Here is a 20086-nt window from a genome sequence, read left to right as displayed (position 1 = left end):
CGATGCTTCGCCTTCGCCGGCTGGCCACCGTGGTGGTGGTTGCGCCGATCGTCGTACTGGCCGCAGCGCTGCCGGCCTCTGCCCACGTCACGGTGCACTCGTACGACGCGGTGCGTGGCGGCAGCGACGCGGTGCTGTCCTTCCGCACGCCGAACGAGATGGACAACGCGACGACGGTGAAGCTGCAGGTGTTCCTGCCGACGGACACGCCGTTGCTCGGCGTCTTGGTGCAGCCGCTGGACGGCTGGCAGTTCGCGGTGAAGAACATCACGCTGAACAAGCCGGTCCAGACCGATGACGGGCCGATCACTCAGGCCGTCTCAGAGGTGACGTGGACCGGCGGCCACATCCCGGTGGGTGGCTACCAGGACTTCGACATCGACGTGAGTGACCTGCCGAAGGTGCCGTCGCTGACGTTCAAGGCGTTGCAGACCTACAGCAACGGCAAGGTCGTGCGCTGGATCGAGACGGCGCCCAAGGGCGGCCCGGAGCCGGACTTTCCCGCGCCGACCCTTCACCTGCCTCGACACCTCGCATCGACCGCAGCGGGCGGCCACTCCTCGAAGAACCTCAACCGGGGGCTCGCGATCGCGGGACTCGCCCTCGGCGCCCTCTCGTTGGTCGTCGCGGGCTTTGCGCTGCTCCGGCGCTGGGAAGCTGGCTGACGCGCAAGACTGTCGGTCGTGAGCACGATCCCGCTGCCGGAGCGGCAGCGCGGCGTGCCACCCCCTCAGCGCGGCGTGCCGGCGCGGGTCGCCAGGTGGACGTGGCGGCGCATCGAGAGGTTCTTCGGCGGTCCCGCGCGCACACAGGTCGTCGTCGTACTCGGCGGGGTGCTCGCCTTGTCCAGCGCGGACACCGCGACCGTGGGGGCGTCGGCGACGCCGCTGCGCAACGCCCTGCACATCTCCAACTCCGACATCGGCCTGCTGGTCGGGGTGAACTGCGTCGTGGCGGCGATCGCGAGCCTGCCGTTCGGCGCCCTCGCCGACCGGATGAAGCGCACCCGGCTGCTCGGGTTGTCGATCCTGCTGTGGGGGGCGTGCATGGTGTGGAGCGCGCTGGTGCACTCGTTCACCCACCTGCTGATCGCCCGGCTCGCCCTCGGCGTGGTGACGGCCTCTGCCGGGCCGGTGATCGCGTCGATGCTGGGCGACTGGTTCCCGAGCGGGGAACGCGGCCGGATCTACAGCTACGTGTTGGCCGGCGAGCTGCTCGGCGGGGGCGTCGGCTTCGCGGTGACCGGTGACGTGTCGGCTCTGTCCTGGCGGTTGTCCTTCCTGCTCCTGGCCGTGCCCGCGTTCCTGCTCGGGCGCATGGTGCTGCGGCTGCCCGAGCCGATGCGCGGCGGCGCCGGCATGATCCCCGACGGTGCCACCGAGATCCCGCGCCGAGCGCTGGTGATCGACGAGCCGCTCGACGTGGTCGAGGAGACGGTCGACAACGTGGCGCACGACGTCTCCCGCCACAAGGGAATCGAGCCGGAGCACGACCAGGTGCTCGACATGGATCCGCGGTTGATGGGCTTCTGGCAGGCGACGCGCTACATCATGTCGATCCGTACCAACGTCGTGATGATCATCGCCAGCGCGTGCGGCTACTTCTATCTGACCGGGGTGCAGACCTTCGGCGTCGAGATGGCGCAGAACCAGTACGGCGTGAACACCGCGCTCGCGAACCTGCTGATCCTGGTCGTCGGGATCGGCGCGGTCGCAGGTGTCCTCATCGGCGGCCGGCTCGGCGACGGAATGCTGAAGCGGAAGTTCCTGAACTCACGCGTCTTCGTCGCCGCGGTGGGCTCGGCGATCGCCGCCGGGGCGTTCATTCCGGCGCTGATGACGCACCACCCGATGCGGGCGCTGCCGTACCTGATCCTTGCCGCGTTCGGGTTGTCGGCGCAGAATCCGCCACTCAACGCCGCCCGGCTCGACATCATGCCGGCGCCGCTGTGGGGGCGCGCGGAGGGCATCCGCACGTTCCTGCGCACGGCTGCGCAGGCCTTGGCGCCGATGCTGTTCGGCGTGGTGTCCGACGTCGTGTTCGGCGGCGGCAAAGGCGCGCTGCGCTGGACGTTCCTCGTGATGCTGGTGCCGCTCGTCGCGAGCGCGTTCTATCTGTTCAAGGCGATGCGGACCTACCCACGTGACGTGGCGACCGCCGCGGCGCATGCCGAGTACCGGCGATGACGCGGCTCTGCTGTCTCAGCGCCTGCGGTCCCCGAGCCGCTGCAGGTAGTCGTTGTACGCCGCGAGGGCTTCGTCGCTGTCCGGATCGGCGGTCGGTGCCGGCTCGCCGTCGTTCACCGGCCGCGCGCCGACCAGGTCGTGCTGGTAGTTCGCCCGCGCCGAGTCGAGCCAGCCGCCCAGGTCAGAGGTGGCACCCGTGCCGGCGGCCCGCGCCCAGCCGACCGCGGCCACGCCGAACATGACAGCCATGATCGCGTCGCCGCCCACCCACATCACCGCACCGCCGGCGTGGAGGTCGGTGAGCAGGCTCGGTGCCCACGCCGGGTGCATCGCGGCCATCATCGGCCAGGGGTAGGAGTTGGTCTGGCCCAGCACCACGCCGGTGAAGGTGTCGACGGGCATCGCGACGACGAGCATCGCCATGCGCAACGGCGCCGACAGCTTCCAGCGGATCGGCGCGTCGCCGATGAGCGGCAGGAAGAACAGCGTGCCGGCGACGACGTACATCAGCTGTTCGACGCCGGTCAGCCACGGGTGGAGCATCATCTGGTTCATGAAGCCGGTGAGGTGCGTCCCGACGATCACCGCGGCGTAGAGCGCCAGCCCGACGCCGGGATTGGTGACGAGTGACACCGCCCTGCCGCGCAACGCGCGGTCGAACCGTTCCCTCGCTGTGGTCGGCAGTGCGGCGCTGGTCAGGTCGAGCGGGCGGCCCGCGACCAGCAGCACCGGCACCACCATCACGAGCAGCAGGTGCCCGACCATGTGCACCCAGAACAACGCGTCGTCGTACACGCGCGGACCGCCCTGGGTCGTGAAGACGAGCACCGCGACCCCGCCGAGCCAGGACGCGGTCGCCCGGTGCTGCCAGGACGCGCCGCGCCGTCGAGCGGTCGCGAGGGCGATCAGGTAGCCGATCAGGAGCAGCGCCGCGGCCAGCGCGGACCAGACGTGCAACGACCACATCGAGAACAGCCGGGACGCGGTGAGCTTCGGTAGCGCCAGTGCGGACGGCGGCGACCGGCCGGTCGTCGTGGCGCCGACCGACATGCCGGGCATCGACATGCCCGGCATCTGGTCGGCCGAGCTGGTCGGGGACCCGGGCAGGCCGGTGTCGGCGACGACCGGAACGGTGAGGTTGACGCTGCCCGCCTTCGCAAAGACGACGGTGAGCTGCTCGACCATGCCCCGGCGTAGCGCCTTGGCCGGTTGCTGAAGCATCAGGTGGTAGGAACCGGGCGTGAGGACGAGCTGCCCGTGGGCGGGGACGACCGCGCCGCCGGGCAGCATCACCATCTGCTCGGCGCCGTCAGAGGTGGTCGCGTAGCGGTGCAGCGTCGCGCTGGCGAAGTCACTCGACGTCACCCGTAGGAGCTGGTCGGATGTCGAGCCGCTGTTCGTCACGGTGAAGTACGCCGCGGCCAGCGAGGCGGTCGCCGGCGCCGGGATGTAGGCGTGGGTGATCGACAGCGGGCCGACCCGCGCGTGACCGCCGGTCACGTCCAGGGAGGTGTCGGTGACCTGAAGGGAGCCGGACGAGGCGCCGCCGCAGGCCGCCGCCGCAAAGACGAGGCCGAGCAGCACGGGAACCAGGCGGCGCCGCCTCACGCGCCCCATTTGCCTTCCTTCACCAGGGCGGCGAGATCCCCCTTGATGTCCTGGATCGTGGTCGGTCCCTCGGTGTAGAGCAGATGCGCGAGGTGGTCCGGGGTGAACGCCAGGATCTCCGCGGAGTGCTCCACGGTGTAGCCGTGCTTGCTGTGCGGGCGCACCTGGCTGGCCGGCACCCCGAGTTCGTGCTGCACCGCGATGATCTGGCGGATGCTGCCGCGCAGCCCGATGAACGATGGGTCGAAGTGGTCGAGCCAAGTGCGGATGACCGTGGTCGAGTCGCGGACCGGATCCACGCTGATGAAGGCGACCTTGACGTGGCGGCGTACCGCCGTACTCGACTCGCGCAGGGCTTGGGCGATGTCGGCCATGAGGGTGGGGCAGATGTCCGGGCAGTGCGTGTACCCGAAGTAGACGAGCACGATCTTGCCGGCGGTCCGGGCGCGGAGGTCGTATTGGTGGCCCGAGGTGTCCTCGAGGGTGAACGACGGCTCGTGGGTGGGCGGTTGGAGCAGGTCGCCGGCGAAGCTCGCCTGGGTGCCTCCGCCGATGATCGCGACGGGGGTGTTCCCGGAGCCGGAGGAGCAGCCGGCGAGTACGGCGAGGGCAGTTACGGCGGCCGCCGCCGTACCGCGAAGTCGTCTCATCCGGATCTCGTGCCTCATAGCGTTCGCCCCATCGAATGGTCCCACGCGGCCGGGCCCGGCCTGCCGCCGCCCTGACGCCCGCCCCGGGTTCGAAGTAGCACACAACCCCGGTCCTTTTGCCGGAGTTGCGGCGTCGTGTCCGGTTCGTGGGCGGGGTTGTGTGCTACTTCGAGCAGGGGGCGAGGGTGACGTGGACCGGGCCGTCGCTGGTCAGGTGCACCTTCGCGTTGCAGTCGACGTGGGCCCGTCGTACGTCGATGACGACGCGCGCGATGTTGGTCGCCGCCACGTCGAGTACGTCGCGGCGGGCGGTCTTCGGCGCCGCGCCCCAGGTCTGGCTGAACTGCACGTAGGGAATGGCCACCTTCGTGCCGCCGGTCAGTACGCCGGCGCCGTAGCGTTCCCCCGACGGCGTCGGGTCGCCGCCGGCGAAGCCTTCAGAGCGCACGTCGATCGTCCCGATCGCGCCAGGCTTGCTCACCTTCAGCCCGGACAGCCAGTACGCGTGGTCGGCGACCACCTTGCCCAGGGCCGAGTCGCCCGACGGGTCGACGACGTAGGTGACGTGTGCCGGGTTGCGGTCGACGCGATGCGTGCCGAGCCACTGCGCGCCGGGTCCGTACTGGTCGTTGGTTGCCAGCGTCAGGTGGTCTGACACCGTGAACACGTCCTCGACGTAGCGCAACCCGTCCTTGGTCATCTGGGCGGTGTTCTGCAGCGTCTCGTCGATCGGTACGAGCTCGTCGGCGGTCGCGTTCCACGCCAGCACCGGGACGTTGCGCAGCGAGGGCAGCCCCGACGCCGGGCTGGCCTCGCCGACCACCGAGAACGCACGCGCGAACAGGTCCGGCCAGCGTTCGGCGAGGCGGTAGGTCCCGAAGCCACCCATCGAGTAGCCGCTGACGTCGACCCAGCTCGGGTCGAGGTGGTAGAGGTGGGCGACCGCGTTCCAGACCTCGAAGGTGTCGGCTTCGGCGATGCCGGCGTAGCCGCCGTCGGGGCCGCGCCCGTTCGGCGTGATGACGATCGACCCGGCACCGCGATCGGCGAGCTGGCTCTGGTTGGCACTCGTCGCGAACTGGTTGTAGTTCGCCGAGAGCGAGTGCAGCAGCAGGGTCAGTCCGTACCCGGTCGCCGGCGCCGGTCTGGGCGGAACGTAGACGTTGTACGGCTGCAGGTTGCCGACGAAGCGCCCCTTGCAGGCGGCGCCCAGGTCGACGCCGCCGACCAGCTCGCTGCAGACGCCGCCCGGGTTCAGGCCCTGGCCGAACGCGTAGTGGCTGGCGAGGATGCGGTCCATCGACCCGGAGGTCGGTACGCCGGAGTTGTCCGTCACGTCGTGGTGGAGCTTGGCGAAGCTGACCTCGGCGTGGAACGGCGTGACGGTCCCCAGCGCCAGCTCGCTCGCCTGCTCGTGCTCGCGCCACATCGCACCCTGCACGAAGCCGCCGGCGGCGGTGTCGGCGATGGTCTCGGTCGGAGCGTGGATGTCCGGCCACGGCTCGTGGTAGCGCGGCCCGACGTTGACGATCGCGGCCGCCGTCGGCCCGGCGCCACCCGGCGTGGTCGCGGTCGCCGGACCGAGCGCCGGCTTCAAGTAGGCGTCGTGCGCGGCGTCCCACAGGCCGACGCCGACGGTCATCCGCACGGTGCTCTCGCCCGGGTTCCACGCCGCGTGCGGGACCTCCACGGTGAACTGGTGGCGGCGCACACTCACCGACACCCTCGGAGCGGGCGTCACGGCCTTGCCGGTCGCGGCGTCGGTCATCGTCGCGGTCCGTCCGTGAACGGTGACGAAGTACGCCGCGGGTGAGCTGACCCCCGCGCCGTACGGCCACGCCCGCGGTTGCGCCGAGTCGCCGAGCGCGATGGTGAACCCGACGAGGGAGGGGTCGGTGAGGCTGTTGAGGGTGACGCGGAACGCGGTTGCGTCGGCGAGTGGCTTGGTCCGGAACTCGACGAGGTCGGCGGCGTTGTCGGCGTACTTCTTCGCGGTCGGGTACGTGTAGGTGCCGGCGGTCGAGGAGAACAGGAAGTCGACCAGCTTGTACGGCGTCGTCGGGTCGAGGACGCCGAGCGCGCCGTGGTCGTCGTAGAGGTAGTCCTGGTACATCCACTCGCCGTCGCGGTACGCCGACGTCCCGGAGACCAGGATCGGCGGGGCCTTCCAGATCCCGCGGTTGTCGAGCTGAGGTGCGACCGCCGGCTTCGCGTAGAGGATGTCCGGCCCGGGCCGGTGCCCACTGCTGACGTGAGGCAACGAGTCGGCGAGGGCCCATGCTGTTGCCGCCCGGCTGATGCCGGTCGGGCTCGATGTCGCGTTGGAGGCGGCCGCGGCACCGACTCCGGTTGCGGTCATCAAGACAGTCACGACCGCAATGGCCGGGCGTCGCTTCATGCTCGCCAACTTCGACGCAGGTGACGAACGAACCTCCCGATATGGTCCGCATCGTGGCTGTCTGCTCCGCCGTACCGGTGATCGACCTGGCGCCGTGGTTCGAGGGAACTGCTGACGGCCGCGCGAAGGTCGCCCACGCGGTCGACGTGGCGCTGCGCGAGATCGGGTTCTTGCTGATCGTGAATCACGGCGTCGATGTGTCGCTGCGCGACGCGGTCCGTGAGACGTCGCGTAGCTTCTTCCGGTTGCCCGCCTCGGTGAAGGAGCGTTACCGCTCGCAGGTCGGCGGCGACACCTGGATGCCGCGCGGCTGGACCCCGATGGGCGCGGAAGCGAACGCGAACTCCGACGAGGGCGTGACCGCCCCGCCGGATCTGAAGGAGTCGTTCAACATCGCCTGCTTCACCCCCACCGGCGACCCGGCGATCGACCGCGAGTGGTTCACCGACAACGTGTGGCCGGCCGAGGTTCCCGAGTACCGGACGGCGGTCACGGCGTACGTCGAGAAGATGCGCGGCCTGGTCGACGAGCTGCTCGAGATCGCTGCCGTCGCGTTCGGTCTGCCGGACCGTCACTTCCTCGACCAGGCCGGTCATCCGACGTGGTCGTTCTACACGCACTGGTACCCCGCCCTTCGCGAGATCGGCGAGCCTGCGCTTGGGCAGCTGCGGATCGGGTCCCACACCGACTTCGGGACGTTCACCATCCTGGACCGCCAGCTCGGCACCGGCGGGCTGCAGGTGCTGGGCAAGGACGGCGAGTGGGCTGACGCCCCCTGGGTCGACGGCGCGTTCACCATCAACATCGGCGACCTGATGGCGCGGTGGAGCGGGGACCGCTGGCTGTCGAACCGCCATCGGGTGCTCGCTCCGGACGCGTCGGCGCCGGACGAGGACCTCATGTCGCTCGTCTACTTCCACGAGGCGGACCCGGCCGCCGTCATCCGCAGCGTCCCACCGCCGGTCGGGATCGTCGAGCACGAACCGGTGGTCGCCGCCGACTACCTGCGCGCGAAGCTCGCCGCGATCGCGGTCTGACTAGCAGCCTTTGATGGTGACCGCTTCCACCTGGGCGGTCACCTGCGCCTGAGCAGCGTGCACCAGCGGCGAGGAGTTCAGCACGGCCACGCCGAGCGTGGCGCAGGTCGCGGACAAGGCGACACCCACGGCGGTGCCTGACCCGAGAGCGAGGTGCTCGTGCAGCGCGAGGATGGCCAGCAGCGACCCGAAGGCAGGCTCGCCGATGTCGATCATCGGCAAGGACACCGACAGCGGCGCGATCCGGAACGCCGTCTGCGACAACAACAGCCCGGTGATCGCGAAGACGGCGAGCAGGTAGCACTGCGAGTGCAACAGCGTGCGGATGCCGTCGTGCTGGAACTGCCGTCCCACGACCTTGGTCATCACCGAGAGCATGCCGAAGCAGGCGCTGGATGCGAGTGCCAGACCGCTGGCCCGGATCATCGGCCGGTTCGCGAACGTCTCGGCCACCGCGACGACGATCGCCACCCCCGCGCCGGTGAAGACGCTGATGGCGAAGGTCGCCGTCGTCGTGATGTGACTGCTGTCTCCTGAGGGGTTGCCGATCAGCACGAACGTCGTGATCCCGGCGGCGACCAGCACCGCGCCCGTCCACTCACGACGGCCGAGCCGGCGACCCGCGTACCAGGCGGCGAGTGGCAACGCGAACAGCAGCTCGCTGACGATCAGCGGCTGCACGAGGACGACCGGCGCGAGGAACAGCCCGATCGCCTGCAGGCCGTAGCCCCCGACGGACGTGGCGAGCCCGATGAGCCAGCTGCGGTCCTTGGCCAGCCGGACGAGCAGTGTTGTGCTGACCTCGGCCGGCGCTTCGGTACGACGCGCGGCGCGCATCTGCTCGACGTTCGCGATCGCGAAGGTGATGGCCGCACCCACGCCGCAAGGCACCGCGATCGCGATGCTCGCCCCGCTAGCGATGGTCGATCCCCATTTGTGGTGATCTTATTGCCGGTGCAAGCGTGGCTATGCCGGACGACGGCTGCCTCTAGTTGAAGCGCTCGCGCGCCTTGTCGAACTCCCCGGACTGCACCAGGCCGTGCACCGCGATCCGATCGATGTGCCGCTGCGTCGTGCGGTCGACGTCGGCGTACATGTCGATCGCGAGCTTCGCGACGCCGAGTACGTCGGGGGAGATCGCGGTCAGCTTCCGGCAGAACGCGTAGACGTCGTCGAGGAAGGTCTCGGCCGGGAAGATGTCGTGGACCAGGCCGATGGCGAGCGCGCGATCGGCGTCGACCCGTATGCCGGCCATCGCGATGTACTTCGCCCACGCCGGCCCGACGATCCGGGTGAGCCGGCTGGTCCCGCCGCTGCCGGCCATCACCCCGATGTTGACCTCGGGCAGTCCCATCTGCGCCTGCGGCGTGCAGAACCGGAAGTCACACGACACCGCCATCTCGACGCCTGCCCCGAGCGCGATGCCCTGCCAAGCGATGACCACCGGCTTCTCGATCGACTCGATCTCGTCGTAGAGCAGATGATGGCTGCGGTAGTTGCGCCGGAAGTTCCAGCCGGGGTGCTGGCCTTCGGTGTCGGGGTTGCCCGGGCTCGACCCGACCTGCGTCGAGAGGTCCATCCCCGCGGTGAAGTACTTGCCGGTCCCGGTGATCACAAGGCAGCGCAGATCATCGCGCATCGACAACAGGTCGAGGGCCTCCCAGAGCGCGGCGGTCATCTCGGGCGTGATCGCGTTGTGCTTTTCGACCCGGTTGAACGTGACGGTCAGGATGCCGTCCTGCTCGGTGATCGGGGCGTGCTCGCAACCGGCCATAGCCCGTCAGCCTGCCACGTTCACTTCTGCGCGGGGTGGAGCATCCGCATGGCCAAGGTCGCGAGCGCATCGACGACCGCCGTACGGTCGAGGTCGACGTGCCAGGTGCGCACCTGATGGGCGGTGCGGTCGGTCATCGCGATGATCGCCAGTGCGGCCGTCCTCGGGTCGACGTCACTGACGCCTCCGGCCGCGAACCGTTCGCCGAGCAGGTCCGCGAACCGGCCGGTGAGGACGACGGCCCGGGCGCGCGCCTGGGGGTTGCCGGCCCGCAGCATGTTGACCTCGTCGACCAACGGCCCCCAGCGCTCGGTGATCGAGACGAGGTCGGCCAGCCAGCGTGCGAGCGTCGCGCGGCCGGCGGCGTCCGGCGTGACCGCACCGAGGTGCTCGGCGGTCTCCAGGACCTCGGTCATCATGCGGTCGACCAGGGCGTCGAAGAGCTGGTCCTTGCCCTCGAAATAGCGATAGAACGTCGCGCGGGAGACACCTGCGCAGCTGCAGATGTCCTCGACGCGGGTGTCGGCATAGCTGCGCCGCGACAACACGACCAGGGCCTGTTCGAGCAGCTGGTCGCGACGGTCGACTCCGGCCGGGGCGGCGATCGGATCAATGACCGCCATCGTCGCCTCTGGTTACGCTGCTGCGATGGCGCAGGCGCCCGCATGGCTTCCGCCGGGCGACCGAGACGTGGTGCGCCCGGGCCGCGGGCGTGGCGAGGACACCGTGCAACGCATCCTCGCGGCCGGGCGGGAGTGCTTCCGCCGCTACGGCTACGCGGCGGCCCGCATCGACGACATCGTCGCGGTCGCAGGTACGTCGCACGGCGCGTTCTACCTGTACTTCCGCAACAAGGAGGACCTGCTGCACCGGCTCGCCGTCGGCACCGCCGAGCGGTTGCGGGGCCTCACCGGCGCCCTGGTCGCACTGCCACGGCCGGTCGAGCGCGCCACCCTCGAGTCGTGGGTCGGCGAGTTCGTCGCGGCCTACCACGACGACGGTCCCGTGATCCGGGTCTGGCTCGACGACCGGGATCCCGACCCGTTGATGCAGGCGTTGGCCAGCGACGCGCTCGGGCCGCTCGCGCAGGCGTTGGCCGCGCTCATCGACCCGACACTCGCCGAGCAGGTCGACGGCCGGGTCGCAGGCCTGGGCTTGCTGTCGATGCTGGAGCGGCTGAGCTCCTACCTGCGTGATGACGTACCGGTCGATCTGGCGGTTGCGACGGCGGCACGGTTGATCTTCGCCGCTACGTAGGTTCGGTGAGCTGGAAGCCGTAGCCCTTGACCATGAAGCAGGTGGTCGCCGGGTTGGCCCGGGTGACCCACTTGTTCTCGCTGACCGACCACTGGGCCGCGGACACGCAGTGTCTCGTCGCCTTGGCGTAGAAGCTCGGCGGGTAGTGGACGAAGCTGACGTAGGGCACGGTCACGCCGTCGCCGCCGAAGTCCTTCTTCGTGTCCATGTACTTGATGACGCACTTGCGGGTGAGGTCGGCGCCGCAGGACTCGGCGGCCTCGGTGAACCACTCGGCGCCGATCCAGCCCTCGAAGGCCCACTCGTGGTTGTGCACCAGGTCGCTCGGGAAGTACTGCTTCATCGCGGCCTGGAACTTCGCGACCTCCGGGTTGGAGGTGTCGTCGAAGTTCAGCGTGTAGCCGTCGCTCCAGCTCTTGCCGAGACATCCGGGCGTGCCTGACAAGTCGCTGCCGAGGCTTTGCGCCCAGTCGGAGATGGTCGACAGGTGGACCTTCATCTGGTTGAGGAACGGCGTGTTCTGCTCGATCGCCTGGCACAGCTTCTGAGTGCCGTTGAGGTCGACCGCGTCGGCGACCAGGTCGACGCCGTCGGCCTTCATCTGCGCGACCGCGGAGGCGAAGTTCGGCAGGCCGAGGTTGACCTGGTACTGGCTGACCTTGACGCCGGCGTGCTCGAAGTCCTCGATGAGCTCGTTCGCGCCGTACCGCGAGCTGGCCTGGTCGTAGTAGACGACGCCGGCGTGGGTGATGTGCTCCTTCTGCTTGAAGTAGGTCGCCTCCTCGTCCCACCGGTAGGCCATGTTGTTGTCGCCGAGCGTCTTGCCGTTGCCCATCTGGTTGAGGCCGTCGATCGAGAACAGGTTCGGGTACTTGTAGTAGTACGTCGAGATCGGCTGGCTGCCGATGTCCGGCACGCCCTTCTGGTAGACGTACGGCGCGCCGGCGTACTCGTAGATGTTGTTCGCCACGAACGCGAACGCGTGGTCGGTGTCGATGCAGGTGTGGATCTCCTCCAGGTCACCGGAGTCCGAGCCGTCGTCGGGGTGGGTGTCGAAGGTGACCTGTCGCCCGTCGATGCCGCCGTGTGCGTTGAGGTAGGCGAAGTACGCCGCGGCGCCGTAGTAGCTGGGAGTGAACTGGTACGGGCCGAACGGGCCACCTTCGGTGACGACGTTGCACAGCGTGATGCTGTTCGCCGTGACACCGGTGTCAGAGGCGAAGTTGGCCTGGCCGCCGCCACTGGACGGGGCGGTGCTGGGCCCCGACGAGGCCGGCCCGCCGTGGCCGGACCCGGTCGGCTGCACCGGGCCGGTGCCCACGCCGGTCGGGGGAGTGATCGGGGACACGCCACCGGGCTCGCTGCTCGGCAACGGCGCCCCTGGGGTCTGCACCGGCGCGACGGCGCCGGGCAGGGAGCTGGCGGTCGGGTTGACCGTGTACTGGCTGAACGCCGAGTCCGACAGGCGGGTGCCGCAGCCGGTGAGGACGAGCAGCGTGACCGCCGCTACGAGCGGCCGTGTGACACGCACGTCAGTTCGCCGCCGACGCCTGCCCTTCGGTGTGAAACCGCGTTGCGGTCCCGCCTGGAGTGTCGGGCTAGACAGAGACGTCAGACGCGGCATGATCGAGTATTGTGAGCCTCGCCACACGGCAAGTCCAGCGAGGGGGCCACGTGACGGCGACGAGCCTCGCGCTCCGCAGGCGGGGTCGTGTCCTTGCCTGGCTCGCCGCGGTCGGCATGACGATCGCGGGTGTCGCGGGAGCCGGGTCCGCCGGCGCCGACAACCCGCCCGCGCCGCCGGCGTACAACTTCTCGACCGATGCGACTGCGATCGGCATCCAGGTCGCCTTCCAGCAGAACCCCGAGCTGTCCTCGCTGCCGGACCCGTTCGACGTGCGTACGCCGGAGGCCGACGGTGAGCTCGACAGCTTCGGCACCTCCCAGGCCGACGGCCACATCGCCAACCTCAACGGGCTCGGTGGCATCCCAGGCCTGATCTGCCTGCTGGCCGGCGCCGCGGCCTGCGCGGAGATCCCGATCGGCACGCTGACCGGCGGACTGATCCAGAGCTTCCCGCCGCCCGACCCGCTCGACGCCGCCGCGGTCTACCCGCAGAACCCGACGGCGAAGGCGCCGGTGATCGGCACGCACGCCGCGCAGGCGTCGTTCGACTCCAGCGGGTTCAGCCTGGGCGCGGCGACCGCGAACTCGACGGCGAACCAGTACAACACCTCCGCCACCGTCAACGACCAGAACCTCGGGATCGCCGGGGCGCTCTCGATCGGCTCGGCCACGGCGTCGACCACGCAGAACGCGACCGCGGACGGCCTGACCACCACCGCGACGACGGCGGTCTCCGACATCGACCTCGGCGGCAAGCTGCTCAGCATCGGGACGCTGAAGTCCTCGACGACGGTCGTGTCGGTCCCGGGCAAGCCGGCGAAGGACACGACCTCCACCGTCCTCACCGACGTGAAGGCGCTCGGCCTCCCGGCGACGATCGACCACTCGGGCATCCACATCGACGGCAAGGCGCTGCCGGGCAACCTGGTCGCCACCGCAGAGACGCTGCTCGACAAGATCCTCGGTGCCGCCGGCATCCATGTCTCGATCGCCGAGGCCAAGAGCAGCAACGGCGACACCGGACGCACCGTCAAGGCGGCCGGGCTGCTGATCACCTTCGACCACACCGTCACCGGCGTGAAGCCGATCGTGATCGCGCCGCCGACCGGCATCCCGTGCCCGCCGCAGTTCGCCGCGCTGCCGATCGACCCGTGCGCCGGCGTCAGCCTCAGCCTCGATGCCGCCTACCACGGCCAGGTGGCGCTCGGTCAGGTCGGCGTCGTCAGCCTGGCCAACCCTCGCGCGTCCTCGACGATCCCGACGCCGACCACTTCCACTCCCGCGACGAGCCCGTCGAGCGGCCCCGGTGTCGGACCCGGTTCCACCGGCCCGATCCCGACCGGACCGGGGGTGACGACGAGTCCCGCGCCGGGCAGCTCGCAGCCGCCGATGGTCGCAGGCAACCAGGCCGAAGCTGCCGATCAGCTCGAGGGCGCCAGTCACCGGCTGCTGTGGTTCTTCCCGTTGTTGTTCGTTTGTGTCCTGTCCGTCCTCGGACGGTTCCGTTCACCCGCTCGGCTCCCGAAGGTCTGACGAAGGGACTGGAGACGATGGCATCCGCTCGCGCCATTTCGACGAGGACGCCCGACCCTGATCGGGTCGAGGTCACACCGTCGGTCGGCTTCGCCTGGCTGGTCGAGGGCGTCCGGCCCTACCTCGGCTACCTGTTCGTGGCCGCCGGGCTGGTCGCGCTGTTCGTCGGCTGGTATGGCGTTTCGGGCGAGTCGCTCGTCGCCAAGCAGCTGCCGTATCTGGCGAGCGCCGGGCTGCTCGGCATCGTGCTCGTCGCGATCGGCAACCGGATCTTCATGATCAACGACTTGCGCCGCGACTCGGGCCGCCTCGACCGGCTGGAGGAGATGGTCGCCGAGCTGCACGCCGTACTGCTCGCCCGCAGCGACGCCGTCGCCGACGTACCGGCGCCCGGGGCGCGCGCCGCGGCGAAGCCGTTCCGCGCGGTCGCCCGAGGCGCCAGCTACCACCTCCCCGACTGCGCGATGGTCGAAGGCAAGAAGGCCGACCAGATCAGCCGCGGCGAGGTCACCAGCCGCGGGCTGAAGCCGTGCCGGATGTGCCACCCGGATCAAGCCTGAGGCCTCGATCTCGATGACCCTCGACCCACGGCTGGCAGGCGCCGCCGGTCCGTCGGCCAGCCGGCTGCCCGCCGCCGTCCCGGCGCGGCTGCGTCACTGGGGCGTGCCGGTCGCGGTGCTGTTCCTGCTCTGGGTCTACGCCGCCGACCCGAACGACTGGTCTTTCTACGGCCAGCAGATCGTCGCCGGCCTGTCGATCGGCGCGGTTGCCGCCCTCGGTGGGACCGGCCTCGTCGTCGCCTACCGAGCGACCGGGGTGTTCAACTTCGCGTTCGCCGGCATTGCGACCGCCTGCGCGTTCATCATGTACGAGTTCACCAGCCACGACGGCATTCCGGTCTGGCTGTCGCTGCTGATGGTCGTCCTGCTGATCGGTCCGGCGATCGGCACGCTGGTGGACCTGATCGTGTTCCGGCCGCTGGAACGCCGGTCGGCGGGGACAGCGGAGAAGCTCGTCGCGAACCTCGGCGTACTGATCCTGCTGCTCGGCATCGGCGGGGTCATCTACGGCGAGAACAGCTACCAGCCGAAGAACGTCTTCTCCCTCGGTCAGGCGTTCCAGATCGGCAGCGGCAACAGCGCGGTGTCCGTGTCGTGGACCGTCGTCGGCAACGTCGCGATGATCGCCGGCGCAGCCGGCGGCCTGCTCCTGCTCTTCCGTTTCACCCGGCTCGGCCGGCAGGTGCGTGCCGTCGTCGACCGGCGCGAGCTGGCCGAGCTCTTCGTCGTCAACGCCAACCGGATCTCGATGCTGTCGTGGGCGATCGCCGCGGGCTTCGCTTCGCTCGCCGGGGTGCTGGACTCGCCCACCGTCGGCCTGCAGAACGGCGCGCTCGCGCTCCAGGTGCTGCAGATCATCGGCGTCGCGGTGGTCGCGAAGCTGCGCAACATCGGTACGGCGGTCGCGGCGGGCCTCGGCCTCGGGCTGGTCGGCAGCCTCGGCTCGGCGTTGGTCAGTCCGCACTACCCCCACTGGCTGAACTGGCTGCCCGGCGTCAACTCCGACATCGTCGTCCAGATCCCGGTGCTCACCACCGTGGTGTTCCTGCTGATCTACCGCAACCTCGACGAGTCCGGTAGCGGCGGCACCGCGGGTGTCGTGACGGCGACGTTCAGCCGGATCGGCCGGCGCAGCACCGCGGCGACCCTGCAAGGCGTGCTGGTCGCCGGGCTGGTGGCGATCGTCGTACCGGCGTTGCTGTCGGGGCAGAACCTGGTCACCGCCCAGCAGGTCGTCGCCTACTCGGTGGCGTTCCTTTCGATCGTGGCCATCACCGGTTTCAGCGGCCATCTGTCGCTGGCCTCCGCCGCGTTCGCCGGCCTCGGCGCCTACATCACGGCGCGGTTGCAGAACGGCCTGTTGCCGTTGCCGTACAACACCGCCATTCCGCACTTCCCGGTGATCCTCGCCATGATCGTGGGCGCGCTCGTCGTGATCCCGATCGGCGTGATCGTCGGCTACCCGGCGTTGCGCCGTCGCGGCCTGATCCTCGGCCTCATCACGTTGGCGTTCGCGCAGTGCGTGGACGCGTTCATCTTCCAGAACCCGAGCTGGACGAGCGGGCGCAACAGCAACCGGCCGAACCTGTTCGGCTGGTCGCTGTCGGGCGACCGGACGTTCCTGTACTACGAGCTCGCCGTGCTCGGCCTCGTGCTGCTGCTCGTCCGCAACCTGCGCAGCGGCTCGCTCGGCCGGGTGCTCGGCGCGATGCGCGACAGCGAGCGAGGCGCGGTCAGCGTCGGCATCTCGCTGCGCCGCTACAAGCTGCTGATCTTCGGTGCCAGCGCTTTCATCGCCGCGATCGGCGGCAGCCTGATCGTGCAGCAGCAGGGGACCCTCAACGTCAACCCGGACGGTCCGTTCTCCCCGCTGTTCAGCCTCTACTGGTTCGGCGCGGTCGTCGTCTTCGGGCTGTCCTACCGGTCCAGCGCGATCCTCGCCGCGACGCTCTACGTCGCGGTCGACGTCGCCACGGGCAAGACCGGGTCGAGCCTGATCGTGATCGGTGGCATCGCCGTCCTCGTCGGCTACCTGCCGGGCGGTCTGATCGGAACGGTGCTGCGCTACGTCCGGGGCGACGGCGTCGGCCCGTCGCCGGCGCAGCGGAGCCTCGCGGCGTTCGCGGCGCGACGGGCCGCGGTCGAGCACGCGCCGCCACCGGGCCACGACCTGCAGCCCTCGGCGTTCGCCGAGCGTCTGCTCGCAGGGGGTGACTCGTGAGCGGCAACGACCTGCGCGGCGCGGTCCTCGAAGCGCGTGACATCACGGTGCGCTTCGGCGGCTTCGTCGCGGTCAACGACGCGAGCCTCACCGCGCACCCGGGCCAGGTCACCTCGCTGATCGGGCCGAACGGCGCCGGCAAGACGACGATGTTCCACGCGATCAGCGGGATCCTGAACCCGGACGGCGGCGCTGCCTATCTCGACGGCCGAAGCCTCAAGGGCATGACGCCGGACAAGCGCGCCCGGGCCGGCATGGCACGGACGTTCCAGATCCTCGAGCTGTTCTCCGGACTGTCGGTCGCCGAGAACCTCCAGGTCGCCGTCGAGGGCCGGGCCAGCCAGCACATCTGGCGCGACCTGTTCTCGCTGCGCCACCCGGACAACCCGGCGGTGTTGCGCAGAGTGCGCGAGGCCATGGACCTGGTGGGGATCGCCGATCTCGCCGATCGGCCCGCCGGCTCGCTGCCGACCGGGTTGTCGCGGCTGGTCGAGCTCGCCCGGGCGTTGTGCACCGAACCCAAGGTGTTGCTGCTCGACGAGCCGGCCAGCGGCCTGTCCAACGCCGAGACCGAGCGGCTGCACTCCGTGCTCGCTTCGCTGGCCGACCTCGGGCTGACCATCCTGCTGGTCGAGCACGACATCGAGCTGGTCATGGCGCTGTCGAGCCAGATCTACGTGCTCGACTTCGGCCGGATGATCGCGCAAGGCACGCCCGCGCAGGTCCGCCAGGATCCCGTCGTACGAGCGGCCTATCTCGGCGCCGACCTGGACGAGGATGCGGTGGTGGACGCGTGACGCTCGCATTGCAGACCGAAGGCCTCTCGGCGGGCTACGGGAAGGTCACCGTCGTCCACGACCTGTCGATGGCGGTGCCGGAGGGCGCGACGGTTGCGCTGCTCGGACCGAACGGTGCGGGAAAGACGAGCACGCTCGGCGCGCTCACCGGAACTGTCGCGACGACGGCGGGTTCGGTACGCCTGTTCGGGCGGCGGATCGACGGTCTGTCGACCTACTATCGCGCCCAGCGCGGCCTGACGCTGATCCCCGACGGACGCGGGGTGTTCCCCGGCCTGTCGGTGGGGGAGAACCTCGAGCTCGCCGCCGAGTCCGCGCAGGGGGTCGACAAGGCCTGGCGGCGCCGCCAGCTCGCCCGGGTGAACGAGATGTTCCCCGCCATCGCCCACCGGCAAGGTCAGCGGGCAGGGACGCTGTCCGGCGGCGAGCAGCAGATGCTGGCGATGAGCCGGGCGTTCCTGGCCAACCCGAAGGTGCTCATGATGGACGAGATCTCGGCGGGCCTGGCGCCGCTGATCGTCCAGACGCTCTACGACGCGGTCGAGCACCTCAAGGGCGACGGCATGACGATCGTGCTCGTCGAGCAGTACACGCAATATGCGTTGCGGTTGGCCGACATCTGCTATGTCATGGCGAAAGGCACCTTCACGTTCGTCGGTGAGCCGGCGGAGCTGCAAGGCGCCGGATCGGGCATCAGCTACCTGTAGGAGTGCGAACCGCCGTGGCCGACGAACGCCGGTTCGTGCCCGCCGGGTTCGAGCCCGTGACGCATCTGACGATCGGGCCGTTTCGGCTCGAGCCCCTCGGTCCGCAGCACAACGACCGGGACTACGCGGCGTGGATGTCGAGCATCGACTACATCCGCTCCCTGCCGGGTTTCCCGGACGGGCGCTGGCCCGAGGAGCTGCCGTTGGAGCAGAACCTCAGTCATCTCGAACGCCACGCCCGCGAGTTCGCCGAGAAGCGCGGATTCACCTATACCGTCCTCGACAGCGACGACGACGTCGTCGGCTGTGTCTACATCTTCCCGGACACCGACGGCGTCCACGATGCCTACGTTCAGTCGTGGCTGCGCGAGTCCAAGGCGGCACATGAGGAGGCGTTCCGGCGTGACCTCGCGGCGTGGCTGGTCGGCGACGACTGGCCGTTCGCTCGCCCTCGATACGAGCCGCTCCTCGACTAGCGCATCGACGACGCGTACCGAGAGCGGTCAGGTCGATCTCTCGCTTCAGGTTCTTCGAAGCTCGACGGTGCCGTCTTTGTTTCGGGTGTGATGCCAGTCGGTGTGGTGTTCGAGCCAGTGGTGGTAGGGGCACAGGTAGATGGCCTTGTTGAGGTTGGTGTGACCGCCGTGCTCCCAGTAGTCCTCGTGGTGGAGGTCGCATCGGACGATGGCGGTCTGGCATTTGGGTGATTCGCAGTGCCCGTTCGCGCGGATCTTCGCGGCTCGGCGTTGTGCTCGGCTCCAGGTCCGGGTGGATCGGCCGAGGTCCAGGATTTCGGAAGCTCCTCCGAGCACTGCCGGGATGATGCCGGCGTCGCAGGCGAGCATCCGGGCGGTGTTCGGGGTGATCGGGACGTCTTCGAGCGTCGCGTGGCAGGTGTCGCCGGCCTCGAGGCGGGCGGTCAGGTCGGCGAGGTGGGTGAGCACGGTCACCTGGGTGGGTTCGCCGGCGGTGTCGGGCAGCTCGCCGGCTTTCATGGCGAGGGTGGCGAGCTCGACGAGGGCGTCGGCGTTGCGTTGGGTCGGGGTGCGCTCGTCGACCTGCCCGGCTTTGGCCGACAGCGGGTAGAGCGCTTTGCGCAGGATGGCGGCGCCGGTCCGGTCGAGCATCCCGTCGATGCGGACCATTTCCTCGATGGTGTCGGTGAAGGTCAGGTAGCGGCCTTCGTAACGCCGCACCGCGCGCTCCTCGGCTGTCTCGTTGAGGCACAGCTTGTCGGCAAGCTCGCGCAACCCCCGGGTCATCAGGGTGGGGTCGGCGTAGCGGGTCAGGTCGAGGAGCTCTTTCTCGGCGTGGTCCCGAGTCTGCGCCGAAGGCAGTTTGGGCAGGAACGCCGTGATGACTTTCGCCTGGTCCTGGGTCGCTTCGCCGGCGAGCATCGCTTCTACGATCGCCGGCCGGGTTGGGTACGAGCGCGCGACCGCCAACCGGGCGCAGGCGTCCGTCTGCGACAGCTGCTGTTCTTCGACCAGCCAGGCACGGGTCGAGCAGCCACACTCCGTCGTGGTGGCCTGCCGGGTGTCCATCACCTGAAGCCGACGCGCCAGCACCCCGTCCAGGCGACGGCGGGCGGTCAGCAGCGCCTCGGTGGAGGCCAACAGCAGTGAGTCGGGCAGGTCGTGCGGGTCTTGTGCGACCAGGCGCGCGACGTCCTCCATGAGGACTTGCGTCGTCTGGTCGAGCACGGTCTCCCCATAGTCGAACGTATGTTCGA

At 69.6% G+C, this 20086-nt stretch carries 18 protein-coding genes; 10 read left to right on the top strand and 8 right to left on the bottom strand.

Annotation, left to right across the window (positions count from 1 at the left end; all coding sequences use genetic code 11):
* The first annotated feature begins 2 nt into the window (after positions 1–2).
* Together VG899_06250 and VG899_06245 are read left to right on the top strand one after the other, a co-directional pair.
* Positions 3–665: a YcnI family protein gene (locus VG899_06250; GenBank protein HWA65956.1), complete on the top strand. Its 663-nt coding sequence runs from the start codon at positions 3–5 to the stop codon at positions 663–665.
* Between the two features lie 18 nt (positions 666–683).
* Positions 684–2186, top strand: a complete 1503-nt coding sequence (locus VG899_06245) for an MFS transporter (GenBank protein ID HWA65955.1) — start codon at positions 684–686, stop codon at positions 2184–2186.
* A gap of 15 nt (positions 2187–2201) precedes the next feature.
* Here VG899_06245 and VG899_06240 read toward each other — a convergent pair whose 3' ends face one another.
* The 3 genes from VG899_06240 to VG899_06230 form a co-directional block, all read right to left on the bottom strand.
* Positions 2202–3794, bottom strand: coding sequence for a cytochrome c oxidase assembly protein (locus VG899_06240; GenBank protein HWA65954.1), 1593 nt, complete (start codon positions 3792–3794; stop codon positions 2202–2204).
* The gene (locus tag VG899_06235; protein ID HWA65953.1) at positions 3791–4444 is read right to left on the bottom strand and encodes an SCO family protein; all 654 of its coding nucleotides are present in this window, start codon (positions 4442–4444) and stop codon (positions 3791–3793) included. Before VG899_06235 ends, VG899_06240 begins: the two co-directional genes overlap by 4 nt.
* A gap of 163 nt (positions 4445–4607) precedes the next feature.
* Entirely contained in the window at positions 4608–6842 is a 2235-nt protein-coding gene (locus VG899_06230) for a hypothetical protein (GenBank protein ID HWA65952.1), read from the bottom strand.
* Between the two features lie 53 nt (positions 6843–6895).
* Between VG899_06230 and VG899_06225 the strand changes: the two genes are divergently transcribed.
* Positions 6896–7879, top strand: coding sequence for a 2-oxoglutarate and iron-dependent oxygenase domain-containing protein (locus VG899_06225; protein ID HWA65951.1), 984 nt, complete (start codon positions 6896–6898; stop codon positions 7877–7879).
* On the opposite strand, the gene VG899_06220 is transcribed toward VG899_06225, so the two are convergent.
* From VG899_06220 to VG899_06210, 3 genes are all read right to left on the bottom strand, one after another.
* Positions 7880–8758, bottom strand: coding sequence for a DMT family transporter (locus VG899_06220; protein ID HWA65950.1), 879 nt, complete (start codon positions 8756–8758; stop codon positions 7880–7882).
* A 109-nt stretch (positions 8759–8867) separates the two neighbouring features.
* On the bottom strand, positions 8868–9653 hold the full coding sequence (locus VG899_06215; GenBank protein ID HWA65949.1) for an enoyl-CoA hydratase/isomerase family protein: 786 nt from the start codon (positions 9651–9653) through the stop codon (positions 8868–8870).
* A 20-nt stretch (positions 9654–9673) separates the two neighbouring features.
* Entirely contained in the window at positions 9674–10276 is a 603-nt protein-coding gene (locus tag VG899_06210) for a TetR/AcrR family transcriptional regulator (GenBank protein HWA65948.1), read from the bottom strand.
* 25 nt (positions 10277–10301) lie between these two features.
* Between VG899_06210 and VG899_06205 the strand changes: the two genes are divergently transcribed.
* On the top strand, positions 10302–10910 hold the full coding sequence (locus tag VG899_06205) for a TetR/AcrR family transcriptional regulator (GenBank protein ID HWA65947.1): 609 nt from the start codon (positions 10302–10304) through the stop codon (positions 10908–10910).
* On the opposite strand, the gene VG899_06200 is transcribed toward VG899_06205, so the two are convergent.
* Positions 10903–12441, bottom strand: a complete 1539-nt coding sequence (locus VG899_06200; GenBank protein ID HWA65946.1) for an ABC transporter substrate-binding protein — start codon at positions 12439–12441, stop codon at positions 10903–10905. The genes VG899_06205 and VG899_06200 overlap by 8 nt on opposite strands.
* A 143-nt stretch (positions 12442–12584) precedes the next feature.
* On the opposite strand from VG899_06200, the gene VG899_06195 reads away from it, so the two are divergent.
* From VG899_06195 to VG899_06170, 6 genes are read left to right on the top strand one after another with little or no spacing between them, the layout of a single operon-like run.
* Complete coding sequence (locus tag VG899_06195) at positions 12585–14069, top strand: hypothetical protein (GenBank protein ID HWA65945.1); 1485 nt, start codon at positions 12585–12587, stop codon at positions 14067–14069.
* 17 nt (positions 14070–14086) lie between these two features.
* Positions 14087–14629: a hypothetical protein gene (locus VG899_06190; protein ID HWA65944.1), complete on the top strand. Its 543-nt coding sequence runs from the start codon at positions 14087–14089 to the stop codon at positions 14627–14629.
* A 13-nt stretch (positions 14630–14642) separates the two neighbouring features.
* Complete coding sequence (locus VG899_06185) at positions 14643–16850, top strand: ABC transporter permease (GenBank protein HWA65943.1); 2208 nt, start codon at positions 14643–14645, stop codon at positions 16848–16850.
* Entirely contained in the window at positions 16847–17647 is an 801-nt protein-coding gene (locus VG899_06180) for an ABC transporter ATP-binding protein (protein ID HWA65942.1), read from the top strand. The genes VG899_06185 and VG899_06180 overlap by 4 nt, the downstream gene beginning before the upstream one ends.
* Positions 17644–18354, top strand: coding sequence for an ABC transporter ATP-binding protein (locus VG899_06175; protein HWA65941.1), 711 nt, complete (start codon positions 17644–17646; stop codon positions 18352–18354). Before VG899_06180 ends, VG899_06175 begins: the two co-directional genes overlap by 4 nt.
* Before the next feature lie 14 nt (positions 18355–18368).
* Positions 18369–18830, top strand: a complete 462-nt coding sequence (locus VG899_06170) for a hypothetical protein (protein HWA65940.1) — start codon at positions 18369–18371, stop codon at positions 18828–18830.
* 45 nt (positions 18831–18875) lie between these two features.
* Here the strand turns inward: VG899_06170 and VG899_06165 are convergent, their stop codons facing one another.
* Positions 18876–20057 (bottom strand): DUF222 domain-containing protein, encoded by a 1182-nt coding sequence (locus tag VG899_06165; protein HWA65939.1) that lies wholly within the window; start codon positions 20055–20057, stop codon positions 18876–18878.
* Positions 20058–20086 lie beyond the last annotated feature (29 nt).

The sequence above is a fragment of the Mycobacteriales bacterium genome (assembly GCA_035550055.1).
Lineage (GTDB): Bacteria > Actinomycetota > Actinomycetes > JAFAQI01 > JAFAQI01 > DASZTV01.
Note: the sequence above shows the minus strand (reverse complement) of the source record. Positions and strands in the feature narration are given on the sequence as shown.

Bases quoted from the DNA above. Each gene is read 5' to 3' on its own strand.
- VG899_06185 (HWA65943.1), top strand. From the start codon at position 14,643: ATGACCCTCGACCCACGGCTGGCAGGCGCCGCCGGTCCGTCGGCCAGC.
- VG899_06230 (HWA65952.1), bottom strand. From the start codon at position 6,842: ATGAAGCGACGCCCGGCCATTGCGGTCGTGACTGTCTTGATGACCGCA.
- VG899_06190 (HWA65944.1), top strand. From the start codon at position 14,087: ATGGCATCCGCTCGCGCCATTTCGACGAGGACGCCCGACCCTGATCGG.
- VG899_06235 (HWA65953.1), bottom strand. From the start codon at position 4,444: ATGAGACGACTTCGCGGTACGGCGGCGGCCGCCGTAACTGCCCTCGCC.
- VG899_06215 (HWA65949.1), bottom strand. From the start codon at position 9,653: ATGGCCGGTTGCGAGCACGCCCCGATCACCGAGCAGGACGGCATCCTG.
- VG899_06250 (HWA65956.1), top strand. From the start codon at position 3: ATGCTTCGCCTTCGCCGGCTGGCCACCGTGGTGGTGGTTGCGCCGATC.
- VG899_06205 (HWA65947.1), top strand. From the start codon at position 10,302: ATGGCGCAGGCGCCCGCATGGCTTCCGCCGGGCGACCGAGACGTGGTG.
- VG899_06210 (HWA65948.1), bottom strand. From the start codon at position 10,276: ATGGCGGTCATTGATCCGATCGCCGCCCCGGCCGGAGTCGACCGTCGC.